Raw genomic sequence first — 20,845 nt, forward strand, 5'->3', positions numbered from 1 at the left:
CCGCAGGGAGAAAAAGACGATGGCGATCACCGACGTCGACGTATTCGCCCATCTGACGGACGCCGACATCGAAAGCCTGGCCGTTGAGCTCGACGCCATCCGCCAGGACATTGAAGACTCTCGTGGGGCGCGCGACGCCCGTTACATCCGCCGCACCATCGCAGCCCAGCGCGCGCTAGAGGTGGCCGGCCGGCTGATGCTCACCGCCAGTTCGCGGCGCTCGGCCTGGTGGGCGGGAACCGTCACACTGGGCGTGGCCAAGATCGTCGAGAACATGGAAATCGGCCACAACGTCATGCACGGCCAGTGGGACTGGATGAACGACCCGGAGATCCACTCCTCGACGTGGGAGTGGGACATGAGCGGGTCGTCCAAGCACTGGCGCTACACCCACAACTTCGTGCACCACAAGTACACGAACATCCTCGGGATGGACGACGACGTCGGCTACGGCTTGCTGCGCGTCACCCGCGACCAGCGCTGGAAGCGCTTCAACATCTTCAACCTGGTGTACAACACCCTGCTCGCGCTCCTCTTCGAGTGGGGCGTGGGCCTGCAGCACGTCGAGCTCGGCAAGATCGCCAAGAAGCGGATGGATCACGACGACGCCCGGCAAAGGACGGACGAGTTCCTGGCCAAGGCCGGTCGGCAGGTGCTCAAGGACTATGTCGCCTTCCCGGCGCTGACCGCGCTGTCGCCCGGAGCCACGTACACGTCCACGTTGAAGGCCAACGCGGTTGCCAACGTGATCCGCAACGTGTGGGCCAACGCCGTCATCTTCTGCGGCCATTTCCCCGACGGCGCAGAGAAATTCACCAAGACCGACATGATCGGCGAGACCAAGGGGCAGTGGTACCTGCGCCAGATGCTGGGCAGCGCCAACTTCGAGGCCGGGCCCGCGCTGCGGTTCATGAGCGGGAACCTGTGCCACCAGATTGAGCACCATCTGTTCCCGGACCTGCCGAGTAACCGGTACGCGGAGATCTCTGTGCGGGTGCGCGAGATCTGCGACAAGTACGACCTGCCGTACACCACCGGCTCTTTCCTCATGCAGTACGGCAAGACCTGGCGCACGCTGGCCAAGCTGTCGCTGCCCAACAAATACCTGCGCGACGACGCCGACAACGCCCCGGAAACCCGCAGCGAGCGCATGTTCGCCGAACTGGAGCCCGGTTTCGCTGGCACCGACCCGGAGACCGGCCGGCGGCGCGGGCTGAAGACCGCCATCTCGACCGTGCGTGGCTGGCGGCGCGCCAAGCGCGCGCAGCGGGATGCGCGGCGGGCGGTCGGCGGCGCGAACGACCTGGCGGCCTAGCGTTTCGCACCGAACGGGTACTCAGCGCGGGCTTTCGGGGGCTCTTTCTCGCAGTGAGTGCACGTTCGGCGCGGCCGGCGGTCTAGCCGCCCTCGCCCATCGTCGTTCGCCATACTGGGATACGTGCAGGTGTTCGTCGGATCGCACGTGTCGCACTGGGATTTCCCGCGCAGCATGGCCAGCGTCGCGTTGATGGCCGAATTCGGTTGCGAGAACGGGCTTGCCGTAGCGGACGTGCTCAAGGGGACCGGCCTGTCGGAGGCCGACCTGCGGGACCACAATCGGATGATCGTCGGGCGCCAGGAGCTGGCGGTGGTGACGAATCTGGTGAACCTGCTGGGTGACCCGGCCGACCTCGGGGTGCGGGTTGGCGGCGGCTATCACGTCGGATCGCTGGGCATCTTCGGTTTTGCCTGCCTGACCAGTTCGACATTGGGTGACGCCGTCCGGTTCGCGGCCCGGTTCTATGAACTCAGCTACGGCTTCTGCCTGCCGACCGTCACGGTGGAGGGGCCGGTGGCGGCGATGCGGCTCGACCTGCCCGACCTGACCGGCCCGGTCGCGGAGTTTCTGGTGCGACGCGACTTGGCGGCCATCGCGCGGGTCATGGCGGAGCTGCTCGGCCGTCCCGTTCCGTTCACCTCGATCGAGTTCGCGGGCCCGGCGCCTTCGTCGGACGCCTTGGCGTGCAAGGCATTCGGCGTGACCCCGCGCTACGATTCGCCGGCCAACGTGGCGCGCTGGCCGGCCGTGCTGCTGGACAACCCGCTCCCGCAGGCCAGCGAGATCAGCGTGGCCATGTGCGAGCAGCAGTGCCGCGCCCTGTTGGAGCGCCGCCGGGAGCGGACCGGTGTCGCCCGGCAAGTCCGTGAGCGACTGGCGTCGATCGACGGCCAACCCCACACGATCGCGGCCGTCGCCCGGCAACTGGCGATGAGCGAGCGGACGCTGCGCCGGCGGCTTGCCGAGGAGAACACGACCTTCCGGGATCTGGTCGAGGAGGTGCACCGGGTTCTCGCCGAGGAGCTGTTGGCAACGGGCGCGCTTTCGGTGGATGACGTCGCATTGCGGCTGGGCTACGCGGAGGCGACGAGTTTCATCGCCGCGTTCAAACGGTGGACGGGCACAACTCCCGCCCGCTACCAGCGTTCGGTCGCGCCCCGCGAGCGGTTGGCCGCCGGCTGAGCGTGGCCGGAATCATGGATTTGCCGACCGCAATCGGCTGCCCCTGACGTGCCGCGCGCCCCTACCGTTTGAGTCATGACTTCAACTCGTCCTCGGATATTGGTGATCGGGGCCGGCTTCGGTGGCCTCGCCGCCGCCTACGAGCTATCGAGGGGCGGTCTCGCCGACGTGACCGTGCTGGAGAAGGCCGACGACGTCGGCGGCGTCTGGCGGGAGAACACCTACCCCGGTGCCGCCTGCGACGTCCCGTCGAACCTGTACTCCTACTCCTTCGCCCGAAAGACCGACTGGGGTCGGCGGTACGCCGAGCAGCCCGACATCCTCGGCTACATCCATGACACCGCCGACCGGTTCGGCCTGCGCGACCTGGTGCGGACCGGGGTCGAGGTCACCTCGGCTGAGTACGACGAGAGCGCCGCCACCTGGCGGGTCGCGGCCGCCTCCGGCGAAACCTTCGAGGCCGACGTCCTGGTGCCCGCCGTGGGACAGCTGTCGCGGCCGGCGTTCCCGAACATCCCGGGACTCGACACATTCGCGGGCCCGTCGTTCCATTCGGCCCAGTGGCGCCACGACGTCGACCTGGCAGGCATGCGCGTCGCCGTCCTCGGCACCGGCGCGTCGGCGATCCAGTTCGTTCCGCGCATTCGCGAGACTGCCAAGCGAGTCACCGTTTTTCAGCGCTCCGCACCGTACGTCATCCCGAAGCCGGACCGCGCCTACACCGACGCGCACCGCGCCGCCTTCCGGAAGGTGCCCGGGTTCGCCGCCGCCATGCGCGGGCTGATCTGGGAGATCTCGGAGTTTTTCGGCCTCGCGCTGACCAAGCTCGCCCCGCTCGCCCGCCTGATGGGCGTCGTCGCGTCGGCAAACCTCAAGCGCCACATCAAAGATCCGATGCTGCGGGCCAAGCTCACGCCCGACTACCCGATCGGCTGCAAGCGCGTGCTGTTCAGCAACGACTGGTATCCGGCGCTGGCCTGCGACAACGTCGATGTCGAGACCGAGGCGATCACCGAGGTGGCGCCCACGGGTGTGCGCACCGCAGACGGCCGGCTGCATGAGGTAGACGTCATCATCTACGGCACCGGATTCAAGGCGACCGAGTTCCTTGCCCCGATGACGATCACCGGCCGCGACGGGCGCGACCTGCATGCCGAGTGGGCCGAGGGTGCGCGCGCCCACCTGGGCATGGCCGTGCCGGGCTTCCCGAACATGTTCCTGATCTACGGACCGAACACCAATCTAGGCAGCAGCTCGATCATCCTGATGATGGAACAGCAGGCCCGCTACATCCGCCAGATCACCGAAGAGCTCGCCAGCGGGGGCGTGGCCCGCGCGTTCGAAGTCCGGGCCGCCGTGGAGCAGGCCTACGATGCGGAGGTCCAGTCCCGCCTGGACGCCGGCGTCTGGACCACCTGCGACTCCTGGTACCGCACCGCCTCCGGCCGCGTCACCACCAACTGGCCGGGGCTGGTACACGAATACCAGCGCCGCACAAGGACAGTGGCCCTCGCGGACTACGAGCAAGTGCTGCCCGAGCGCGCGGCCAAGAAGGTTGGCGCGTGACCCGGTTCGGCGGCCGGGACTACGCTCGGAAATATGCTCGCAGCGTTCGGATTCGAAACCATGGGTGTGGTCGTCGGGGACATGTTCTTCGTCGACCCGACTCCGCTCAAAGGTCAGGAGACCCCGGAACGGGGAGTCAGGCTGGAACTGCGCCTCGTCGATCGGGATGAGCCGCAGGGGTCGATCTACGCCGGCGTCCCGATCGGATTCAACCGCCCGGTGTGGCGGGTGGATCTGTTCGGATCCACCGAGAGCCCGCCCGGGACGCTGGACCGGGCCCATCACCACCCGCGGTTCGACGGCTGGGAACCCGGCCGGCGGCACTTCGTCCCCGAGCTGTCGGCCGACCCGGTGTCCTGGCTGGCCGATCAGCTGGCCGACCCGGCCGCCGTGCTGGCCCGGGCGGGCGTCGATCCCGATGAGGTCAGCGAGGCCGACAAGGCCGGCCTGGCCGCGGCGGCCCCGGAGATCGTCGCGGCGGTGAAGCGGATGCTCGACGGGGTGCGGGACGGGGAATTGGCTCCGGCGCCCGCCGAGCCGGTTGCCGCCGCCCGCACCGGCTGGCTCTGATCAACCCTCAGTCACCTTGGCGGCCAGCGCCGCCAGCTTGGCGTCGAGTTGTTCTGCGGCGCTGAGCAATTCGGGATTGGGCTCGACGACCATCAGCGACGACGGCTTGACGTAGGTCAGGCTGCTGCCGGCGCCCTCGTCGGCCAGCAGCAGCTCGACCGGCACGAACAGGCCAGCGGTCACGTCGTGGCGCAGCATCGTGATCGCGATCAACGGGTTGCCGAGAATGACGCGGATCGTCTTGCGGTCGATGCCGGCCTTGGTGATCCACGTGCCGTGGTCGACGATGCCGAACAGCATGAATCCGCTTGGTCCGACGTGGGATTCGACCCGTTCCTGATAGGACTGCCAGCTGTCGGTGGTCGTCGCGATGTCGTTGATCGGGACGGGCTGCTCGCCGATGTCGGCCAGCAACGCGGCGAGCACCTCGTCGTAGCTCTTGGCGCTGTCGTAGCGCACCCGCACACCGCCGAAGCGGGTCTCAGTCACCGGACTAGCCCCTCCGCTCGATGATGGGATACCACGCGAAGTCGTAAATCCATGTTCTCCAACACCTTTCAGGCCGATCCGTGCGCCGATCTACAATTTCCCTGTCCGCATATCCTCGCCAACCTTCAGGATTGGAGTCCAGTTCTCCGGTTGAACCCTCTCCCAAAGCCCGCCCTTCCTCAGCGCTCTCCCTAATTCGTCTTCTCTCCGGAACCACTCCTCGGCACTCCTGATCCGATTCGGGTGGATCTCGTCGAGCAGGGCGTAATCGCGCTTGACGACTGTGAATTTCCAGAGATTCCAGAATCCCGTGAAGTTGTCGCGGATGTTCATGGTGCTCTTGTCATTCGGGTCCGCGTTGTACCCAGCGGGCGTATCGGCGATCCTGCTCAGGGGACCCTCGCGCCAGTACGTGTCCAAATCGGTGTCGATGTAGCGCGCGGGATGTCCGGTGACCTTCTCAAACGCTGCAGCGAGATCCGCGTAGCCAATCTGGTCAATAGCGACTTCGAGGTCCATCCCATTCGCGCGCTCGGGATTGTCGAAAAGCCAACGAACATAGTATCCGCAGTCTTCGAGAGACACATGTGGCACAGCTCCCGCGCCAAGCGGAACCCGCCAAGTTAAGACACCGTCCTCCACGGTGGGCGCCATGGGTGTCCCGGGTGAAATCACCATCTCGATGTAGGGACCCGAAGTGAAGAGCGCTGCGCCCATTCGATCGCTATTCATCTGATTCTGGAACAGGATCCACTCGCCCACGCGGCCCTTGCCGTCATAGTGGCCGGTGCGGAATCGAGAGTCATATCCTGACTTCTTGAGCCCATAGTCGAGGTTTCCATAGACGAAGAACTTGATTCCTTCTTCGATGGCTATCTCGTAACTGCGCATCGCCCAGTAGATCTCGGATTTCTCACCGGTATTGAACCCGTCGATGTTGATGAATGCTCCGTCGCAACCGCGGAATCCCTCGCGCAGGATCGCTTCGTCGGCGAATGAGCCTTCCAGGACGGAGACGTTGTCGAGGGCGAGGAGGTCCTTGGCTCGTCGGGAGCCGGGGTCGCGGCTGAGGAGTCGAACCGAGTATTTCTTGTCGGCGACCAGGGCACGGATGATGGGAATACCCTGGGCGCCGGTGCCGCCGATGACAAATATTTTCGAGGTGGTGTGCGAAGACATCGTCGGTGTCACAGCCGCTCGATGATGGTGGCGTTGGCCATGCCGCCCCCCTCGCACATCGTCTGCAGGCCATACCTGCCGCCGCGCTGTTCGAGCGCGTTGACGAGTGTCGTCATGATGCGAGCGCCGCTGGCGCCCAGCGGGTGGCCGATCGCGATGGCACCGCCGTTGACGTTCGTCTTGGCCAGGTCGGCCCCCGTGTCCTGCGCCCACGCGAGCACGACGGGCGCAAACGCCTCGTTCACCTCGAACAGGTCGATGTCGGCCAGCGTCAGCCCGGCGCGGTGGAGCACCTTTTCCGTGGCCGGGATGACCCCGGTCAGCATGTAGAGCGGATCGGAGCCGACGACGGTGGTGGTGTGTATGCGGGCCAGCGGGCGCAGGCCGAGCTTCTTGGCGACCTCGCTGGTGGTGATCAGCACGGCGGCGCTGCCGTCGGAGAGCGGCGAGGAGTTGCCGGCGGTGATCGACCAGTCGATCTGCGGGAAGCGGGCTTTCATCGCCTCGCTGTAGAACGCGGGCTGCAGCCCGGCCAGCGTCTCGACCGTCGTGCCGGGCCGGATGAATTCGTCGGTGACAAGCCCGGCGATCGGGATCAGCTCGTTGTCGAACAGCCCGTCCTTGGTGGCGCGGGCGGCCTTGTCGTGGCTGCCGGCGGAGAATTCGTCGAGCTGGGTGCGCGAGAAGCCCCACCGCGCGGCGATCAGTTCGGCGCTGATGCCCTGCGGCACCAGGCCGTCGGGGTAGCGCCGCGTCATGTCGTCGCCAAAGGGATTGCTACCCGGCAGCACCGAGGTGCCCATGGGGACGCGGCCCATCGACTCCACGCCGGCGGCGACGACGAGGTCGTAGGCGCCGGAAAGCACGCCCTGGGCGGCGAAGCTGATGGCCTGCTGGCTGCTGCCGCACTGGCGGTCGATGGTGACGCCGGGAACCGACTCGGGGAATCCGGCGCCCAGCAACGCATTGCGGGCGATGTTGACCGCCTGGTCGCCGACCTGGGCGACGGCGCCGGCGATGACGTCGTCGATCTGCGCCGGGTCCACGCCGCTGCGCGTCACCAGTTCGCGCAGGCTGTGCGCCAGCAGGTCGGCGGGCAGCACGTCGTGCAGCGCACCGCTGGGCTTGCCCTTGCCGATGGGGGTGCGGACAGCTCCGACGATGACGGCGTCGCGGTTCATGGCTCCTCCTCGAGTCCCACAATCTAGGTATAGATCCCTGTACCCAGGTAAACATCTAGGTACACTAAATGCAACCCAGCTCGGGAGGTGATCTATGACACTGCTGCAGGGACCGCTGGCCGACCGCGATGCCTGGTCGGCCGTGGGCGAATGCGCGATCGAGAAGACCATGGCGCTGGTGGGCACCAAATCCGCGATGCTCATCATGCGCGAGGCGTATTACGGCACCACGCGCTTCGATGACTTCGCCCGCCGGGTGGGCATCACCAAGGCCGCCACCTCGGCGCGGCTGTCCGAACTGGTCGAGCTGGGGCTGCTGAAGCGGCAGCCTTACCACCAGCCCGGGCAGCGCCGTCGTGAGGAGTATGTGCTCACCGAGGCCGGCATCGACTTCATGCCGGTGGTGTGGGCGATGTTCGAGTGGGGCCGGCGCCACCTGCCGGGCCAGCACCGGCTCCGCCTGACCCATCTGGGCTGCGGCGCGGACGCGGAGGTCCAACTGCGTTGCACGGAAGGGCATTTGGTGCCACCCGACGAGCTCGGCGTGCGGCTGGCTAAGTCTGGTTGAGTGCGGCCAGCAGCCGGCGGGCCGCGGCCACCCGGCGGGCGGCGGGGCCGGACAGGGTGTCGAGCGCGCATTCGGGGTCGGCCGGCGGTCCCATGTGTCCGCAGCCACGGGGGCAGTCCTCGATCACCTCGGCAAGGTCGGAGAACGACGACAGCACGTCGTCGGGCCGGATGTGGGCCAACCCGAACGAGCGGATCCCCGGGGTGTCGATCACCCAGCCGGACCCCGGCAGCGAGTCTCCCAACGGCAGTGCCACAGTCTGCGTCGAGGTGTGCCGCCCCCTGCCGATATCGGTCACCTCACCGACGGCCCGATCAGCCTCGGGCACAAGACGGTTCACCAAGGTCGACTTGCCGACGCCGGAATGTCCGAGCAACACCGTGATCTTGCCGGGAAGCAACTCTGCCACCGCCAGCAGGGGATCGTCGACACCGGCGGCGACCACCGTCAGGTCCAGGTCGGCGAACTGCTCGGCGAACGGCTCCGGTGGCGCGAGGTCGGTCTTGGTCAGGCACAGAATCGGCGTCAGCCCGCCGGCATAGGCGGCGATCAGCGCGCGGTCGACCAGGCCCGTGCGCGGCGGCGGGTCGGCCAGCGCCACCACGATCAGCAGTTGGTCGGCGTTGGCGACCACCACGCGTTCGGTGGGATCGGTGTCATCGGCGGTGCGCCGCAACACCGTTCGCCGAGGTCCTCGCCGCACGATGCGGGCCAGGGTGTCCGTCCGTCCGGACAGATCACCGACGATGTCGACGTCGTCGCCGACGACGATCGGGGTGCGGCCCAGTTCGCGGGCCCGCATGGCCGTGACCCGGCGATCGGGGTCCCCGCCGAGCACACATCCCCAGCGGCCGCGGTCGACGCTGATGACCATCGCGGATTCGGCGGTGGCGTGCTCGGGACGAGTCTTGGTGCGCGGTCGCGAGCCCCTGCCGGAGCGGACCTTGACGTCGGATTCGTCGTAATCGCCGGGCTTCAACCGGTGGACTCCAGCATTCGCGCCCACAGCTGCGGAAACTCCGGCAGCGTCTTGGCGGTGGAGCCGATGTCGTCCACCTCGACCCCGGCCACCCGCAGCCCGACGATCGCGCCCGCCATCGCCATCCGGTGGTCGGCGTAGGCGCGCCAGACGCCGGGCCGCAGCGGTGTCGCGGTGATCACCAGGCCGTCGGGCGTTTCGGCGCAGTCGCCGCCCAGGCGATTGATCTCGGCGCTCAGCGCGGCCAGCCGGTCGGTCTCGTGGCCCCGCAGGTGGCCGATGCCGGAGAGGCGGGAAACCGATCCCGGCTTGGCCAGCGCGGCCAGCGCCGCCACCGCCGGGGTCAGCTCGCCGACGGCGCGCAGGTCGACATCGAAACCGGGGTAGCCGTCGTAATCGGCGGACCCCTGCACCTCGAGGAACGAATCACCGTGAGTGACAACGGCATTCAGCTTGCCCAGCACGGTCAGGATGTTTTCGGAGGGTTGCACACTGGCCGCCGGCCAGCCGGTGATGCGTACCGTTCCGCCGCTGACCACGGCCGCCGCCAGGAACGGCACGGCGTTCGTCAGATCGGGTTCCACCTCCCAGTGCCGCGCCGCGACCGGGCCGGGGCGCACCCGCCAGCGGTTGGGAACCGAGTCGTCGACTTCGACGCCGGCCTGCCGCAGCATCACCACGGTCATCGCGATGTGCGGCGCCGACGGCAGCGTCGCACCGGTGTGCTGCACGGTCAGGCCCCCGGTGAAGGACGCCGCGCACAACAGCAGCCCCGACACGAATTGCGACGACGCCGAAGCGTCGATGGCCACGGTTCCCCCGGCGACCGATCCGCTGCCATGTACCCGGAAGGGCAGACCAGCGCCCTCGATCGGCACGCCCAGACCGCGCAGGGCGTCGAGCAGCGGCGCGATGGGCCGCACCCGGGCTTGCTCGTCGCCGTCGAACTCGACCACCGCTTCGGCCAGCGCCGCCAGCGGCGGAACGAACCGCAGAACCGTACCGGCCAGGCCGCAATCCACTCGCGCGCCGGGCCCGGGAGCAATCCGACCACTCACCGTCAGCTCCGACCCGGCGCCGTCGACGCGCAACCCCAGGGTGCGCAGCGCGCCGATCATCAGGTCGGTGTCCCGGCTGCGCAGCGCTCCGCTGATGGTGGGGGTGCCGTGGCCCTGCGCGGCCGCCAGGGCGGCCAGCACCAGCGCCCGGTTGGTCTGCGACTTCGAGCCCGGAACGGTCACGGTCGCGCGCACCGGTTTCGGCGCGCTTGGGGCCGTCCACATACTCACCGGTCCATCATTGCGTGTCTTTGTGGCTCTGCCACCATGGGAGTTATGTGTGGACGGTTTGCGGTCACCACCGATCCGGCGCAATTGGCCCAGAAGATCCAGGCGATCGACGAGGCGACGGGCGCCTCCGAAACTGCCGGGGCGCCCAACTACAACGTGGCCCCCACCTCGACCATCGCGACCGTCGTGAGCCGGCACACCGACCCCGACGACCAGCCCACCCGCCGGGTGCGGCTGATGCGCTGGGGCCTGGTGCCCCCCTGGGCCAAGGCCGGCGACGACGGGGCGCCCGAGACCAAGGGCCCCATGCTGATCAACGCCCGCGCGGACAAGGTCACCACCTCGCCCGCGTTCCGGTCGAGCGCCAAATCGAAGCGGTGCCTGATCCCGATGGACGGCTACTACGAATGGCGTGTCAACGCCGACGCAGCCGCCGGCAAGAAGTCCCGCAAGACACCGTTCTTCATGTACCGCGAGGACGGCGAGCCGCTGTTCATGGCGGGGCTGTGGTCGGTGTGGAAACCGGCGAAGGACGGTGCGCCGCTGTTGAGTTGCACGATCATCACCACCGACGCGCCCGGCGAGCTGGGCGAGATCCACGACCGGATGCCGTTGGTGGTGCCCGAGCGGGATTGGGACCGCTGGCTGGACCCGGACGCCCCCGTCGATGAAAAGCTGCTCAGCCGCTCGCCCGACGTGCGCGGCATTCGGATGCGCGAGGTGTCGACGCTGGTCAACAACGTGCGCAACAATGGGCCGCAGCTACTCGAGCCGGCCAGCCCGGAGTCCGAACAGGCGACTTTGCTTTAGCGCGTCAGTTGCTGAGAACCAACTTCCAGTTGCCGTTGACGTTGCGATCCGGGACGCACCAGAAGTTGTTCCAATTACCCGGCGTCGAGGCCTTCACGCCCGGGCCGGCGTCCTGGCAGGCCGCCCGAGTCGGGTAGTTGCCCTCGGTTTGGATCGTGTCGGCGTGGCCGATGCCCACACCGGTGGTCATCAACCCGGAGAAAGCCAGCACACCGGCGGCGACAATCGTCGCGCCGCGGGATCGCTTCGTCTTCATGGCGCGAGCGTAACGCCACGGCGAGAAATCGGCCCGGTTTTCGCCACGGCCTTACGCCCGCGCGGATGCAGGCGGCAAGGTACCGCCGCTACGGACCGGAGTACCCCGGCGGGTTCACGCCGTCCACCCAGAAGTCGACGCCGAGCTGCCCACCCGGCACGCAGTTGTAGACCGACAGATCGGTGACGCCGGACTCCACCAGCACGTCCTCGCACAGCAGGGTGTTGCCGGTGTACTCGCGGGAGGGCTTGTTGAGGATGACGTACGCCGCGTCGGAGTACACCTCCGGCTTGCGGGCGCGTCCCATCGCCTCGTCGCCGCCGAGCAGGTTCTGTACCGCGGCGGTGGCCACCAGCGTGCGCGGCCACAACGTGTTCGACGCGATGCCCGCCTCGCGCATCTCCTCGGCGATTCCCAGCGCGCACAGCGTCATGCCGAATTTGGCCATCATGTACGCGGTCGGCTTCAGCCACTCCTTGCCGAGCAGCACGGGCGGTGAAAGCGTCAGGATGTGCGGGTTCTGCGCGGCCTTCAGGTGCGGGATGCAGGCCTGCGACACGGCGTAGGTGCCGCGCACCTGGATGCCGTTCATCAGGTCGAACCGCTTCATCGGCACCTCGGTGATGGACCCCAAGTTGATCGCCGACGCGTTGTTGACGCAGATGTCGATGCCGCCGAACTGCTCGACGGTCTTGGCCACCGCGGACTCGACGGACTCCGGGTCGCGGACGTCCCCGACGATCGGCAGGGCCTGGCCGCCCGCCTCCTCGAGTTCCTTGGCGGCGGTGTACACCGTGCCCGGCAGCTTCGGGTGCGGCTCGGCGGTCTTGGCGATCAGGGCGATGTTGGCGCCGTCTTGTGCCGCACGTTTGGCGATCGCCAGGCCGATACCGCGACTGGCGCCGGAGATGAACATGGTCTTGCCGTTCAGGGACATGGCGCCACATTAACGTCCTGCCGCGACGGGCCGGATCGGGGGACGGGCGGCCATGGATTCCGCCGGGAAATAGCACGTCGGTCACCGCTGTTAGAACAATCGGTCTCTGAAGTGACGTGGGCGCACCCGGGCAGACACTGTCGGTGGCAGCCTCTAGATTGGGAGGAGCGGTTTGGTGTCAGCGGCGACGAGCCTGTTGGACAGTCCAATGGGTGCCGAGCAGCTGGCTTGCTTTCTTGCAAGCCCGGTGGCGCTTTCAGCGCTGTCCGGCGACACCGCAGCAGAAGGGACCGGGGTAATCGAGATGGCCGACACTGACGGCGCGACAGCACAGGAGATTCCCGATCCCGCCCCGCCGGAGACCGACGCGGAGCTGATGGCGCGGTTCGAGCGCGACGCGATTCCCCTGCTGGACCAGCTCTACGGCGGTGCGCTGCGCATGACGCGCAATCCCGCCGACGCGGAAGACCTGCTGCAAGAGACGATGGTGAAGGCCTACGCGGGCTTTCGTTCCTTTCGGGCCGGCACCAACCTCAAGGCGTGGCTGTACCGGATCCTGACCAACACCTACATCAACAGCTACCGCAAGAGGCAGCGCCAACCGGTCGAGTATCCGACCGAAGAGATCACCGACTGGCAGCTGGCGTCCAACGCCGAGCACTCGTCCACCGGGCTGCGCTCGGCCGAGGTCGAGGCGCTCGAGGCGCTGCCCGACAACGAGATCAAGGAAGCGCTGCAGGCGTTGCCGGAAGAATTCCGGATGGCGGTCTACTACGCCGATGTCGAGGGTTTCCCTTATAAGGAGATCGCCGAGATCATGGATACGCCCATCGGGACGGTAATGTCACGGCTGCACCGCGGCAGGCGTCAGCTGCGTGGGCTGTTGGCTGACGTGGCTAAGGAGCGGGGCTTCAACCGCGGCCACCAGGCGCACGAGGAGGTGTCGTCATGAGCGAATTCTCCGGCTCCAGCGACACGTGCCCCAACGACGACGATCACGGCGCCGTCGGCTGCGCCGAGGTGATCCGCCAGGTCTGGCTCCTGCTCGACGGCGAATGCACGCCGGAGTCCCGGGACCAGCTGCGCCGCCACCTCGAGGCGTGCCCCGGGTGCTTCAAGCATTACGGCCTCGAGGAGCGGATCAAGGCGTTGATCGCCACCAAGTGCCAAGGGGAGAGGGCCCCCGAAGGCCTGAAGGAGCGGCTACGGCTGGAGATCCGCCGGACCACCATCATCCGGGGTACGCAGTAGCGGTCCTCAGGCGTTGGGCCGCTTGCCGTGGTTGGCTTTCTTGTGCTTGCGGTCGCGCTTCTTACGGCCCCGTTTGGCCATCGGTCGAACCTCCGTTGATTGGTCTTTGATCCGGGCGTCCGGCGCCCGTCAGCCTGCCGCACAGTCTCTCACGGAAGTCGGGCGCTGCGACAACGGCCCGTGCGCCGCGGTCCCGAGCAGTCCTGTGGTTCGATGTACGTGAGCCTGACGGAAGCTAGATGGACCAGCAGCCAGCCTGCGCAATGGCCGAAATGAGTGGGGTGAAGATGGCCGAGGATGTGCGCGCCGAGATCGTGGCCAGCGTGCTCGAAGTCGTAGTGAACGAGGGTGACCAGATCGGCAAAGGCGACATCGTGGTGCTGCTGGAGTCGATGAAGATGGAGATCCCCGTCTTGGCCGAGGTCGACGGCACCATCAGCAAGGTGAGCGTCTCGGTGGGCGATGTCATCCAGGCGGGCGACCTGATTGCCGTGATCAGCTAGCCGTTGGACCGCCCTGTCTGCTGCCGGGGGATGGCCCGGGGAGTGAGTGATGTCGACTCTCGGTGATCTGCTTGCCGAACACACCGTGCTGCCGGGCAACGCGGTGGACCACCTGCACGCGGTGGTGGGGGAGTGGCAGCTGCTGGCGGACCTGTCGTTCGCCGACTACCTGATGTGGGTTCGCCGCGACGACGGCATGTTGGTGTGTGTGGCGCAGTGCCGGCCGAACACCGCGCCCACGGTGCTGCTCACCGACTCGGTGGGCAGTGTCGTCGGCGCCGACCGGCTCGCGCTCGTCGCCGAGACCTTCGACTCCGGCACCGCCCAGCGGGATTACGATGCGGGCCAAGAGGATTCGTTGCTGCCCGGCCCGCACGTCGAGGCCTCCCCGGTGCGGTATGGCGGCCAGGTGGTGGCCGTGCTCACCCGGCATCAAACCGCCGTCGCGGCCGACCGCGCGTCCGGCCAGCTGGAGATGGCATACCGGGACTGCGCCGGCGATCTCGTTCACATGCTCGCCGACGGTACCTTTCCCGACGTGGGGGACGTGGTCATGTCCCGCTCCACCCCCCGGGCGGGCGACGGCTTCATCCGGTTGGACGTGAACGGCGTCGTCGCCTACGCCAGCCCCAACGCGGTGTCGGCCTACCACCGGATGGGCCTGACGACCGAGCTGGAGGGCCGCAACCTGGTCAAGGTGACGCGCCCGCTGATCTCCGACCCGTTCGAGGCGCAGGAGCTGGCCGAGCACGTGCTCGACTTGCTGGCCGGCGGGAAGAGCATGCGGATGGAGGTCGACGCCGGCGGCGCCACCGTGCTGCTGCGGACACTGCCGTTGGTGGTCGACGGCGCCAGCGCCGGTGCCGCGGTGCTGATTCGCGACGTCACCGAGGTCAAGCGCCGCGACCGGGCCCTGATCTCGAAGGACGCCACGATCCGCGAAATCCACCACCGGGTGAAGAACAACCTGCAAACGGTGGCGGCGCTGCTGCGCCTGCAGGCCCGCCGGACGGTCAACGCCGAAGGGCGCGAAGCCCTGATCGAGTCGGTGCGCCGGGTGTCGTCGATCGCGTTGGTGCACGACGCGCTGTCGATGTCGGTCGACGAGCAGGTGAACCTCGACGAGGTCATCGACCGGATCCTGCCGATCATGAACGACGTGGCGTCGGTGGACCGGCCGATCCGGATCAACCGGGTCGGCGATCTGGGCGTGCTGGACTCCGACCGGGCGACGGCCCTGATCATGGTGATCACCGAACTGGTTCAGAACGCGATCGAGCATGCATTCGACCCTGCGGTCGAAGAGGGATCGGTGACCATCCGCGCCGAGCGTTCGGCGCGCTGGCTCGACGTCGTCGTCCACGACGACGGCCGCGGGTTGCCGGAAGGCTTCAGCCTGGAGACGTCCGACAGCCTCGGTCTGCAGATCGTGCGGACGTTGGTGTCGGCGGAACTCGACGGCACGCTGGGCATGCGCGAAGCTCCTGCACGCGGCACCGACGTAGTGTTGCGGGTGCCGATCGGTCGGCGAGCCCGACTGGTGTTGTAGGCGTACACAACAGTGCGGCCCCGACTTTCGTCGAGGCCGCACTGTTGGCTCTAACTGAGTCAGACTCCGCTACGGGCCTTCGTCCGGGCGTTGCGACGCTTGAGTGCGCGCCGCTCGTCTTCGCTCATGCCGCCCCAGACGCCCGAGTCCTGGCCGGTATTCAGGGCCCAGGAGAGGCAGTCCGTGGTCACCGGGCACCGATTGCAGACCAGTTTCGCGTCAGCGATCTGCGCGAGCGCCGGGCCGCTGTTCCCTACCGGGAAGAACAGCTCCGGGTCCTCGTCGCGACAGACCGCCTTGTGGCGCCAATCCATAAGTTGTTACTCCTCACTGAGTGCGCAGCAAGGCGCACGGCCAATTTTCTTCGGCTGTTAACGCGTGCACAAGAAAAGGGTCCGTACCCCTATCTAAATTTCTGCATGCAACCTTTTGATCGTTTCACAGGCCCAACAGATGTCAATAGCGTGAGTTAGCTCGTGGGCAATCTCACTTTGATCGTTCAGTAGTCGGGCCATTACTCCGTTGTACTACACTGACGGGCCGATCTCGGGGAGAGTTTTCGCCGCCTGGCCCCCGGGCGCTTCGTTTCCGCAGCTCAGAGCGGATCTTTCCGGGGAGGCGCGACCACCGCCAGTGCGTCGGGTACCGCCTTGAACGTCATACTTTCGCGCACGCCGAGGTAATCCCCGTCGAACTGGCAGGCGACCGGGCCCCCGGTCGAGGTGACGCGCAAGCAGGGCACGTCGTCCTCGGTGATGAGGTGGTCGAACTCGAACTTGGGCCGTTTGGCGAACATCTGCCGCACGATCCGCAGGGTGGGGATCGTTTTCATGCTGGTGGGTGCGAACACTCCCAGCCCTGACTCGAAGGTGCAGCCGGGATTGGTCCAGACCGGCCGGTCGTTGGCGAACGTCCAGGGGCTGGAGTTGGAGACGAACACGAAGCTCACCCCCGGGATGGGTTCGCGGCCGGGCAGTTCGAGCTGGAGCATCGGTTCGCGGCGCGTGTAGCCCCACACGGCGGGTACGGCCGCGCGAATGTAGCGCCACGCGGTGACCTTGCCGCCCTTGTCGCGTTCGGCCTCGACGGCGGCGACCACCTCCGCGTCGACCCCCATCCCAGTGTTGAACACCGCCCACCGCTCACCGCAGTCGATCAGGCCGATGCGGCGCCAGGTGTGGTGGCGGCGGTAGTCGTCGAGCAGCTGGATGAGCTGGTTGGTGGCGGCCACCGGGTCCCGCGAGATCCCCAGCGACCGCGCCAGCACGTTCGCCGAACCGCCGGGGACCACCGCGACCGCCGGCACCGGGCCGGTGGGCCCCGAAGCCGCACCGGGACGGCCGAGCAGGCCGTTGACCACCCCGCTCACCGTGCCGTCGCCGCCGTGCACCACGACCAGGTCGACGCCGTCCGCGACCGCCTTCTCCGCGAGTTCCGCGCCGTGACCGCGGTGGTTGGTGTGTTCGACGGTGAGCTGCAGGCGGCTCTTGAGCGCGTGCGCCAGCAGGTCGCGGCCGGCCGGGGTGGTGGAGGTGGCTGTGGGGTTCACGATCAGCACGGCGCGCATGAGGCACGAGCTTATGCGGGCCGGTTAAGGCCGCGCTGTGGGGAACTGCCCCGCCAGCGGGGGTGACTACGCTGACGCGGGTGACAGTTTTCCGTCGCAACCCGGGGGCCGCCCCGGCCGCCGTACGCGGCGCCGGGCTCCTCGTGATGGTGCAGGGGGTGGCCGCGCTGGTCATGGCGGCGGTGCTGGTGGTGCGGGGCATCGCCGGGGCCGACCAGCGCGTGGTCAACGGCCTGGGCACGGCGGTCTTTTTCGTCCTGGTCGGGGCGGTGGTGCTGGCCGCCGGACGCGCGCTCACGCTCGGCAAGCGCTGGGGGCGCGGACCGGCCGTGATCACCCAGCTGCTGTTACTGCCGGTGGCGTGGTACCTGACGGTCGACTCGCACCGGCCCGGCTTCGGGATTCCCGCGGCCGTTGTGGCGCTGGCCGTGGTGGGGTTGCTCTTCAGCCCCGCGGGCGTGCGTTGGGCCGCCGGCGGCGATCAGCGCGACTCCGCCAGCTCGGCCAACCGGGGCCCGGACAGTCGATAGGTGGTCCACTCGCGCTGCGGTTCGCCGCCGACGCCGTCGTACAGCGTGATGGCATCGGCGTTCCAGTTCAGCACGGCCCAGGACAATCGCGTGTAGCCCTTGTCGAGGCATTCGGCCGCCAGCGCCGCCAGCAGTGCGCGGGCCAGGCCGCGGCGGCGAAATCCCGTCCGCACGAACAGGTCTTCGAGGTAGATGCCCGCCACGCCGTCCCACGTGGAGAAGTTGAGGAACCACAACGCCATCGCGGCGATCTCGCCGTCGACTTCCGCGACGTGTCCGTACACGGTCGGGGTGGCACCGAAAAGCGCTGCGGCAATTTGCTTTTCGATGACCGTACATTGATCTGCGGCGTGTTCGTATTCGGCCAGTGCGTGAATCATTGCGGTGATCGCGGCGGTGTCCTCGGGCGCGGCGCGGCGAATGGTCATTGCTCGACATCCAGCGCGTTGAGGATCGTGGCGAATTTCGTTGTGGTTTCCGCGACTTCCTCATCGGGGTCGGATTCGGCGACGATACCGCCACCGGAGCGGGCGAGCGCGGTGCGGCGGTCAGCCGACAGCTGCGCACAGCGGATGGACACCACCCAGTGGCCGTCGCCGCGCGCGTCGCACCAACCCACCGCCCCCGCGTAGAACCCACGGTCGCCTTCCAGCTCGGCGATGAGCTCGATCGCGGCCTTGGTCGGCACCCCCCCGACCGCCGGGGTGGGATGCAGCGCCAGCGCTAAATCGATTGCGGTGGTTGATGTATCGCGCAGGTGGCCGCTGATCGGTGTGCACAGATGCCACACCGCCGCGGTGCGGCTCAACTCGGGCTCGGCGGCGATCGTCAGCTCGTCGCACAGCGGCTCCAGGGCGGCCCGGATGGTCTCGATGACCAACTGATGCTCGTGCCGGTCCTTGGCCGATCCGGCCAGCCCGGCGCCGCTGGCGGCGTCGGCTTCCGGGTCGGCGGCGCGGGGCGCCGAACCGGCGAACGGCCGGCAGGTGACCCGGTCCCCGGTGCGCGCCACCAGAAGTTCGGGGCTGGCGCCCACCAGCGCCACGCCGGCGTAGTCGTCGCCGGCGCCGGTCAGGTCGACGAGATAGCCGTATGTGGCCGGGTCCGCGGCGATGAGCCGGCGCAGGATGATGCGTCCGTCCAGGGGGGCGTCGGCGACGAGCCGCAGCGCGCGGGACAGCACCACCTTGCTCAGCAGGCTGTCGGGAGCGGTCAGCTGATCGAGGGCCCGGCTGATCCGGCGGCGGTAGTCGGCCGGCGGCGGGTCGGCGGCGGCGATACGCACCGGCGGCAGCGGGCCGGTGGGCCAGTCCGGTGGCCCGTCGGTGCGGCGCACCGCGTCGGGCGCGAGCAGCGCCGGGGGCCGGTCCACGTCAAATGGCAACGCGCCCAACACTATCGGGGCCGAACCCGAACGCAGCGCGTCCTGCGCCGCTGCCACGTCGCGGTAGCGCTCCCGCACCCCGTCGGCGACCAGGGTTTGCTTCGGTCCGCACAGCGCGAACGGCGGTTCGGTGTTCACCCGGGTTTGATCGCCTGGGGCTGGCTGGTCAATCCGAGCGCAGCGAGCTGCCGCACGCCATGTTCGAAACCGCACACGGCAACGGAGCCGGCCAGCATCCAGAAGCGGCTGCCCTCGACCAGGGGCAGCTCCACCCAGCGCGTGATGACCGACCGGGAAAAGTGGCTGTGCCCCACGAACACCACGTCGCGCGAGCTCATCTGCTCCAGCGCGAATGCGACGGCTCGATCGGCACGGTCGCTGACCTGCTCCACGCTCTCGCCGCCGGGGCATCCGTGCGTCCACACCAGCCAATCGGGGACCAATTCCTGGATCTGCGGGGTCGTCAACCCCTCGTAGGAACCGTAATCCCACTCGGCGAGCAGGGGAGAGACCTCGTCGACGGCGAGCCCGGCCAGCTTGGCCGTGGTCAGGGCGCGTATGCGCGGGCTGCTGATCACCAACGGGTCGGCGAGGTTCAGCTCACGCAGAACGCGGCCCGCGAGCTCGGCCTGAACACGGCCGGTGTCGGTGAGCTCGAGGTCGGTTCGGCCCGTGTGCTGGCCGGATTTCGACCACTCGGTCTCGCCGTGACGGAGTAGGACCAGGCGATGGTTGTGCAAGCCCATATCGACCGATTCTGCCGGATGGACATGCCAGCGCCCGCTGGAGTCACTGCCCGCAGCGCGCGGCGAGCGAACGTGCCAGGATGGGCACTGTTGACCCATGGCGACGACGCAGAGGGGAGAGCCGCGCCTATGGCTAAGACCCGGGTATTGGCGGTGGCCAACCAGAAGGGCGGCGTCGCCAAGACGACGACGGTCGCGTCGCTGGGCGCGGCGATGGTGGACGAGGGTCAACGGGTGCTGCTGGTCGACCTCGATCCGCAGGGCTGCTTGACCTTCTCGCTCGGCCAGGATCCCGACAAACTCCCGGTGTCGGTGCACGAGGTGCTGCTCGGTGACGTCGAGCCCAACGCCGCGTTGGTCTCGACGATGGAGGGAATGACCCTGCTGCCGGCCAACATCGACCTGGCGGGAGCCGAGGCGATGCTGCTGATGCGCGCCGGCCGCGAATACGCGCTCAAACGCGCGCTGGCCAAGCTCTCCGACGATTTCGACGTGGTCATCATCGACTGCCCGCCGTCGCTGGGCGTGCTCACCCTCAACGGGCTGACCGCCGCCGACGAGGTGATCGTGCCGCTGCAGTGCGAGACACTCGCGCACCGCGGTGTCGGCCAGTTCCTGCGCACGGTCGCCGATGTCCAGCAGATCACCAACCCGGACCTGCGGCTGCTGGGCGCCTTGCCGACGCTGTACGACTCGCGGACCACCCACACCCGCGACGTGTTGCTGGACGTCGCCGACCGCTACAACATGCCGGTGCTGGCCCCGCCGATCCCGCGCACCGTCCGTTTCGCCGAGGCCAGCGCCTCGGGCTCGTCCGTGATGGCGGGGCGCAAGAACAAGGGCGCGTTGGCCTACGGCGAGCTGGCGAAGGCGTTGCTCAAGCATTGGAAGACCGGCAAGCCGCTGCCGACGTTCGCCGTCGAGGTCTAGCGGTTCGAGTGTGCGGTCACGGCATTGAGTGTGCCGTGGCGGTGCGGCCAGTCGGCGTGTC

Annotated in this window: 25 protein-coding genes; 12 read left to right on the plus strand and 13 right to left on the minus strand. The window is 68.0% G+C overall.

Translation table 11 applies throughout. The features are described from left to right. Window positions 1-19: 19 nt before the first annotated feature. The 4 genes from AWC17_RS21480 to AWC17_RS21495 all read left to right on the plus strand — a co-directional run bounded on the left by AWC17_RS21480 (window position 20) and on the right by AWC17_RS21495 (window position 4,636). Window positions 20-1,315 carry a fatty acid desaturase family protein gene (locus AWC17_RS21480; protein WP_046186259.1) on the plus strand — a complete coding sequence of 432 codons (1,296 nt, stop codon included), beginning with the start codon at window positions 20-22 and terminating at the stop codon, window positions 1,313-1,315. 123 nt (window positions 1,316-1,438) lie between these two features. Next, a complete protein-coding gene (locus AWC17_RS21485; protein WP_082123172.1) occupies window positions 1,439-2,500 on the plus strand; it encodes an AraC family transcriptional regulator in 1,062 nt (353 codons plus the stop codon). A 75-nt stretch (window positions 2,501-2,575) separates the two neighbouring features. Then, the gene (locus tag AWC17_RS21490) at window positions 2,576-4,066 is read left to right on the plus strand and encodes a flavin-containing monooxygenase (protein ID WP_046186258.1); all 1,491 of its coding nucleotides are present in this window, start codon (window positions 2,576-2,578) and stop codon (window positions 4,064-4,066) included. Window positions 4,067-4,099: 33 nt separating this feature from the next. After that, window positions 4,100-4,636 (plus strand): hypothetical protein, encoded by a 537-nt coding sequence (locus AWC17_RS21495; protein WP_085165077.1) that lies wholly within the window; start codon window positions 4,100-4,102, stop codon window positions 4,634-4,636. On the opposite strand, the gene AWC17_RS21500 is transcribed toward AWC17_RS21495, so the two are convergent. The 3 genes from AWC17_RS21500 to AWC17_RS21510 form a co-directional block, all read right to left on the minus strand. Further along, window positions 4,637-5,125: a DUF302 domain-containing protein gene (locus tag AWC17_RS21500; RefSeq protein WP_046186584.1), complete on the minus strand. Its 489-nt coding sequence runs from the start codon at window positions 5,123-5,125 to the stop codon at window positions 4,637-4,639. Window positions 5,126-5,215: 90 nt separating this feature from the next. Beyond that, a complete protein-coding gene (locus tag AWC17_RS21505) occupies window positions 5,216-6,304 on the minus strand; it encodes an NmrA family NAD(P)-binding protein (RefSeq protein ID WP_046186585.1) in 1,089 nt (362 codons plus the stop codon). A gap of 8 nt (window positions 6,305-6,312) precedes the next feature. Next, the gene (locus AWC17_RS21510; RefSeq protein ID WP_046186586.1) at window positions 6,313-7,485 is read right to left on the minus strand and encodes a thiolase family protein; all 1,173 of its coding nucleotides are present in this window, start codon (window positions 7,483-7,485) and stop codon (window positions 6,313-6,315) included. 94 nt (window positions 7,486-7,579) lie between these two features. Here AWC17_RS21510 and AWC17_RS21515 point away from each other — a divergent pair, with 94 nt between their 5' ends. Next, window positions 7,580-8,053, plus strand: a complete 474-nt coding sequence (locus tag AWC17_RS21515; RefSeq protein ID WP_046186587.1) for a winged helix-turn-helix transcriptional regulator — start codon at window positions 7,580-7,582, stop codon at window positions 8,051-8,053. Here the strand turns inward: AWC17_RS21515 and rsgA are convergent. Together rsgA and aroA are read right to left on the minus strand one after the other, a co-directional pair. Further along, on the minus strand, window positions 8,040-9,032 hold the full coding sequence (gene rsgA / locus AWC17_RS21520; protein ID WP_046186588.1) for a ribosome small subunit-dependent GTPase A: 993 nt from the start codon (window positions 9,030-9,032) through the stop codon (window positions 8,040-8,042). The two genes, AWC17_RS21515 and rsgA, sit on opposite strands and share 14 nt — an antisense overlap. Further along, the gene (gene aroA / locus AWC17_RS21525) at window positions 9,029-10,321 is read right to left on the minus strand and encodes a 3-phosphoshikimate 1-carboxyvinyltransferase (protein WP_141224713.1); all 1,293 of its coding nucleotides are present in this window, start codon (window positions 10,319-10,321) and stop codon (window positions 9,029-9,031) included. Before aroA ends, rsgA begins: the two co-directional genes overlap by 4 nt. A 45-nt stretch (window positions 10,322-10,366) precedes the next feature. Between aroA and AWC17_RS21530 the strand changes: the two genes are divergently transcribed. Beyond that, window positions 10,367-11,131 (plus strand): SOS response-associated peptidase, encoded by a 765-nt coding sequence (locus AWC17_RS21530; RefSeq protein WP_046185523.1) that lies wholly within the window; start codon window positions 10,367-10,369, stop codon window positions 11,129-11,131. Window positions 11,132-11,135: 4 nt separating this feature from the next. On the opposite strand, the gene AWC17_RS21535 is transcribed toward AWC17_RS21530, so the two are convergent. Continuing rightward, on the minus strand, window positions 11,136-11,387 hold the full coding sequence (locus tag AWC17_RS21535; protein ID WP_046185524.1) for a hypothetical protein: 252 nt from the start codon (window positions 11,385-11,387) through the stop codon (window positions 11,136-11,138). 88 nt (window positions 11,388-11,475) lie between these two features. Then, window positions 11,476-12,324: an SDR family oxidoreductase gene (locus tag AWC17_RS21540; RefSeq protein ID WP_046185525.1), complete on the minus strand. Its 849-nt coding sequence runs from the start codon at window positions 12,322-12,324 to the stop codon at window positions 11,476-11,478. Between the two features lie 304 nt (window positions 12,325-12,628). On the opposite strand from AWC17_RS21540, the gene AWC17_RS21545 reads away from it, so the two are divergent. Together AWC17_RS21545 and rsrA are read left to right on the plus strand one after the other, a co-directional pair. Continuing rightward, on the plus strand, window positions 12,629-13,276 hold the full coding sequence (locus AWC17_RS21545) for a sigma-70 family RNA polymerase sigma factor (RefSeq protein WP_167385615.1): 648 nt from the start codon (window positions 12,629-12,631) through the stop codon (window positions 13,274-13,276). Then, window positions 13,273-13,575, plus strand: coding sequence for a mycothiol system anti-sigma-R factor (gene rsrA, locus AWC17_RS21550; RefSeq protein WP_046185526.1), 303 nt, complete (start codon window positions 13,273-13,275; stop codon window positions 13,573-13,575). Before AWC17_RS21545 ends, rsrA begins: the two co-directional genes overlap by 4 nt. A gap of 6 nt (window positions 13,576-13,581) precedes the next feature. Here the strand turns inward: rsrA and AWC17_RS34235 are convergent, their stop codons facing one another. After that, window positions 13,582-13,656, minus strand: a complete 75-nt coding sequence (locus tag AWC17_RS34235) for a 50S ribosomal protein bL37 (RefSeq protein WP_141224718.1) — start codon at window positions 13,654-13,656, stop codon at window positions 13,582-13,584. Window positions 13,657-13,862: 206 nt separating this feature from the next. On the opposite strand from AWC17_RS34235, the gene AWC17_RS21555 reads away from it, so the two are divergent. Both AWC17_RS21555 and AWC17_RS21560 read left to right on the plus strand, forming a co-directional pair. After that, window positions 13,863-14,078, plus strand: a complete 216-nt coding sequence (locus AWC17_RS21555; RefSeq protein ID WP_046185533.1) for a biotin/lipoyl-binding carrier protein — start codon at window positions 13,863-13,865, stop codon at window positions 14,076-14,078. Between the two features lie 49 nt (window positions 14,079-14,127). After that, window positions 14,128-15,627 carry a sensor histidine kinase gene (locus AWC17_RS21560; protein ID WP_046185527.1) on the plus strand — a complete coding sequence of 500 codons (1,500 nt, stop codon included), beginning with the start codon at window positions 14,128-14,130 and terminating at the stop codon, window positions 15,625-15,627. Window positions 15,628-15,686: 59 nt separating this feature from the next. On the opposite strand, the gene whiB1 is transcribed toward AWC17_RS21560, so the two are convergent. Then, window positions 15,687-15,941 (minus strand): transcriptional regulator WhiB1, encoded by a 255-nt coding sequence (gene whiB1 / locus AWC17_RS21565; protein ID WP_007168139.1) that lies wholly within the window; start codon window positions 15,939-15,941, stop codon window positions 15,687-15,689. A 281-nt stretch (window positions 15,942-16,222) separates the two neighbouring features. Then, complete coding sequence (locus AWC17_RS21570) at window positions 16,223-17,194, minus strand: diacylglycerol/lipid kinase family protein (RefSeq protein WP_047322023.1); 972 nt, start codon at window positions 17,192-17,194, stop codon at window positions 16,223-16,225. A gap of 146 nt (window positions 17,195-17,340) precedes the next feature. Here AWC17_RS21570 and AWC17_RS21575 point away from each other — a divergent pair, with 146 nt between their 5' ends. Beyond that, on the plus strand, window positions 17,341-17,724 hold the full coding sequence (locus AWC17_RS21575) for a hypothetical protein (protein ID WP_046185529.1): 384 nt from the start codon (window positions 17,341-17,343) through the stop codon (window positions 17,722-17,724). On the opposite strand, the gene AWC17_RS21580 is transcribed toward AWC17_RS21575, so the two are convergent. The 3 genes from AWC17_RS21580 to AWC17_RS21590 are packed head-to-tail and all read right to left on the minus strand — an operon-like array spanning window position 17,676 to window position 19,854. Then, entirely contained in the window at window positions 17,676-18,152 is a 477-nt protein-coding gene (locus AWC17_RS21580) for a GNAT family N-acetyltransferase (protein ID WP_046185530.1), read from the minus strand. The two genes, AWC17_RS21575 and AWC17_RS21580, sit on opposite strands and share 49 nt — an antisense overlap. Beyond that, window positions 18,149-19,246, minus strand: a complete 1,098-nt coding sequence (locus AWC17_RS21585) for an isochorismate synthase (RefSeq protein ID WP_047322024.1) — start codon at window positions 19,244-19,246, stop codon at window positions 18,149-18,151. The genes AWC17_RS21580 and AWC17_RS21585 overlap by 4 nt, the downstream gene beginning before the upstream one ends. Beyond that, entirely contained in the window at window positions 19,243-19,854 is a 612-nt protein-coding gene (locus AWC17_RS21590; RefSeq protein WP_046187193.1) for an acid phosphatase, read from the minus strand. Before AWC17_RS21590 ends, AWC17_RS21585 begins: the two co-directional genes overlap by 4 nt. 129 nt (window positions 19,855-19,983) lie before the next feature. Between AWC17_RS21590 and AWC17_RS21595 the strand changes: the two genes are divergently transcribed. Next, entirely contained in the window at window positions 19,984-20,784 is an 801-nt protein-coding gene (locus tag AWC17_RS21595) for a ParA family protein (RefSeq protein WP_046187194.1), read from the plus strand. Window positions 20,785-20,845: the final 61 nt, after the last annotated feature.

The sequence above is a fragment of the Mycobacterium nebraskense genome (assembly GCF_002102255.1).
Lineage (GTDB): Bacteria > Actinomycetota > Actinomycetes > Mycobacteriales > Mycobacteriaceae > Mycobacterium > Mycobacterium nebraskense.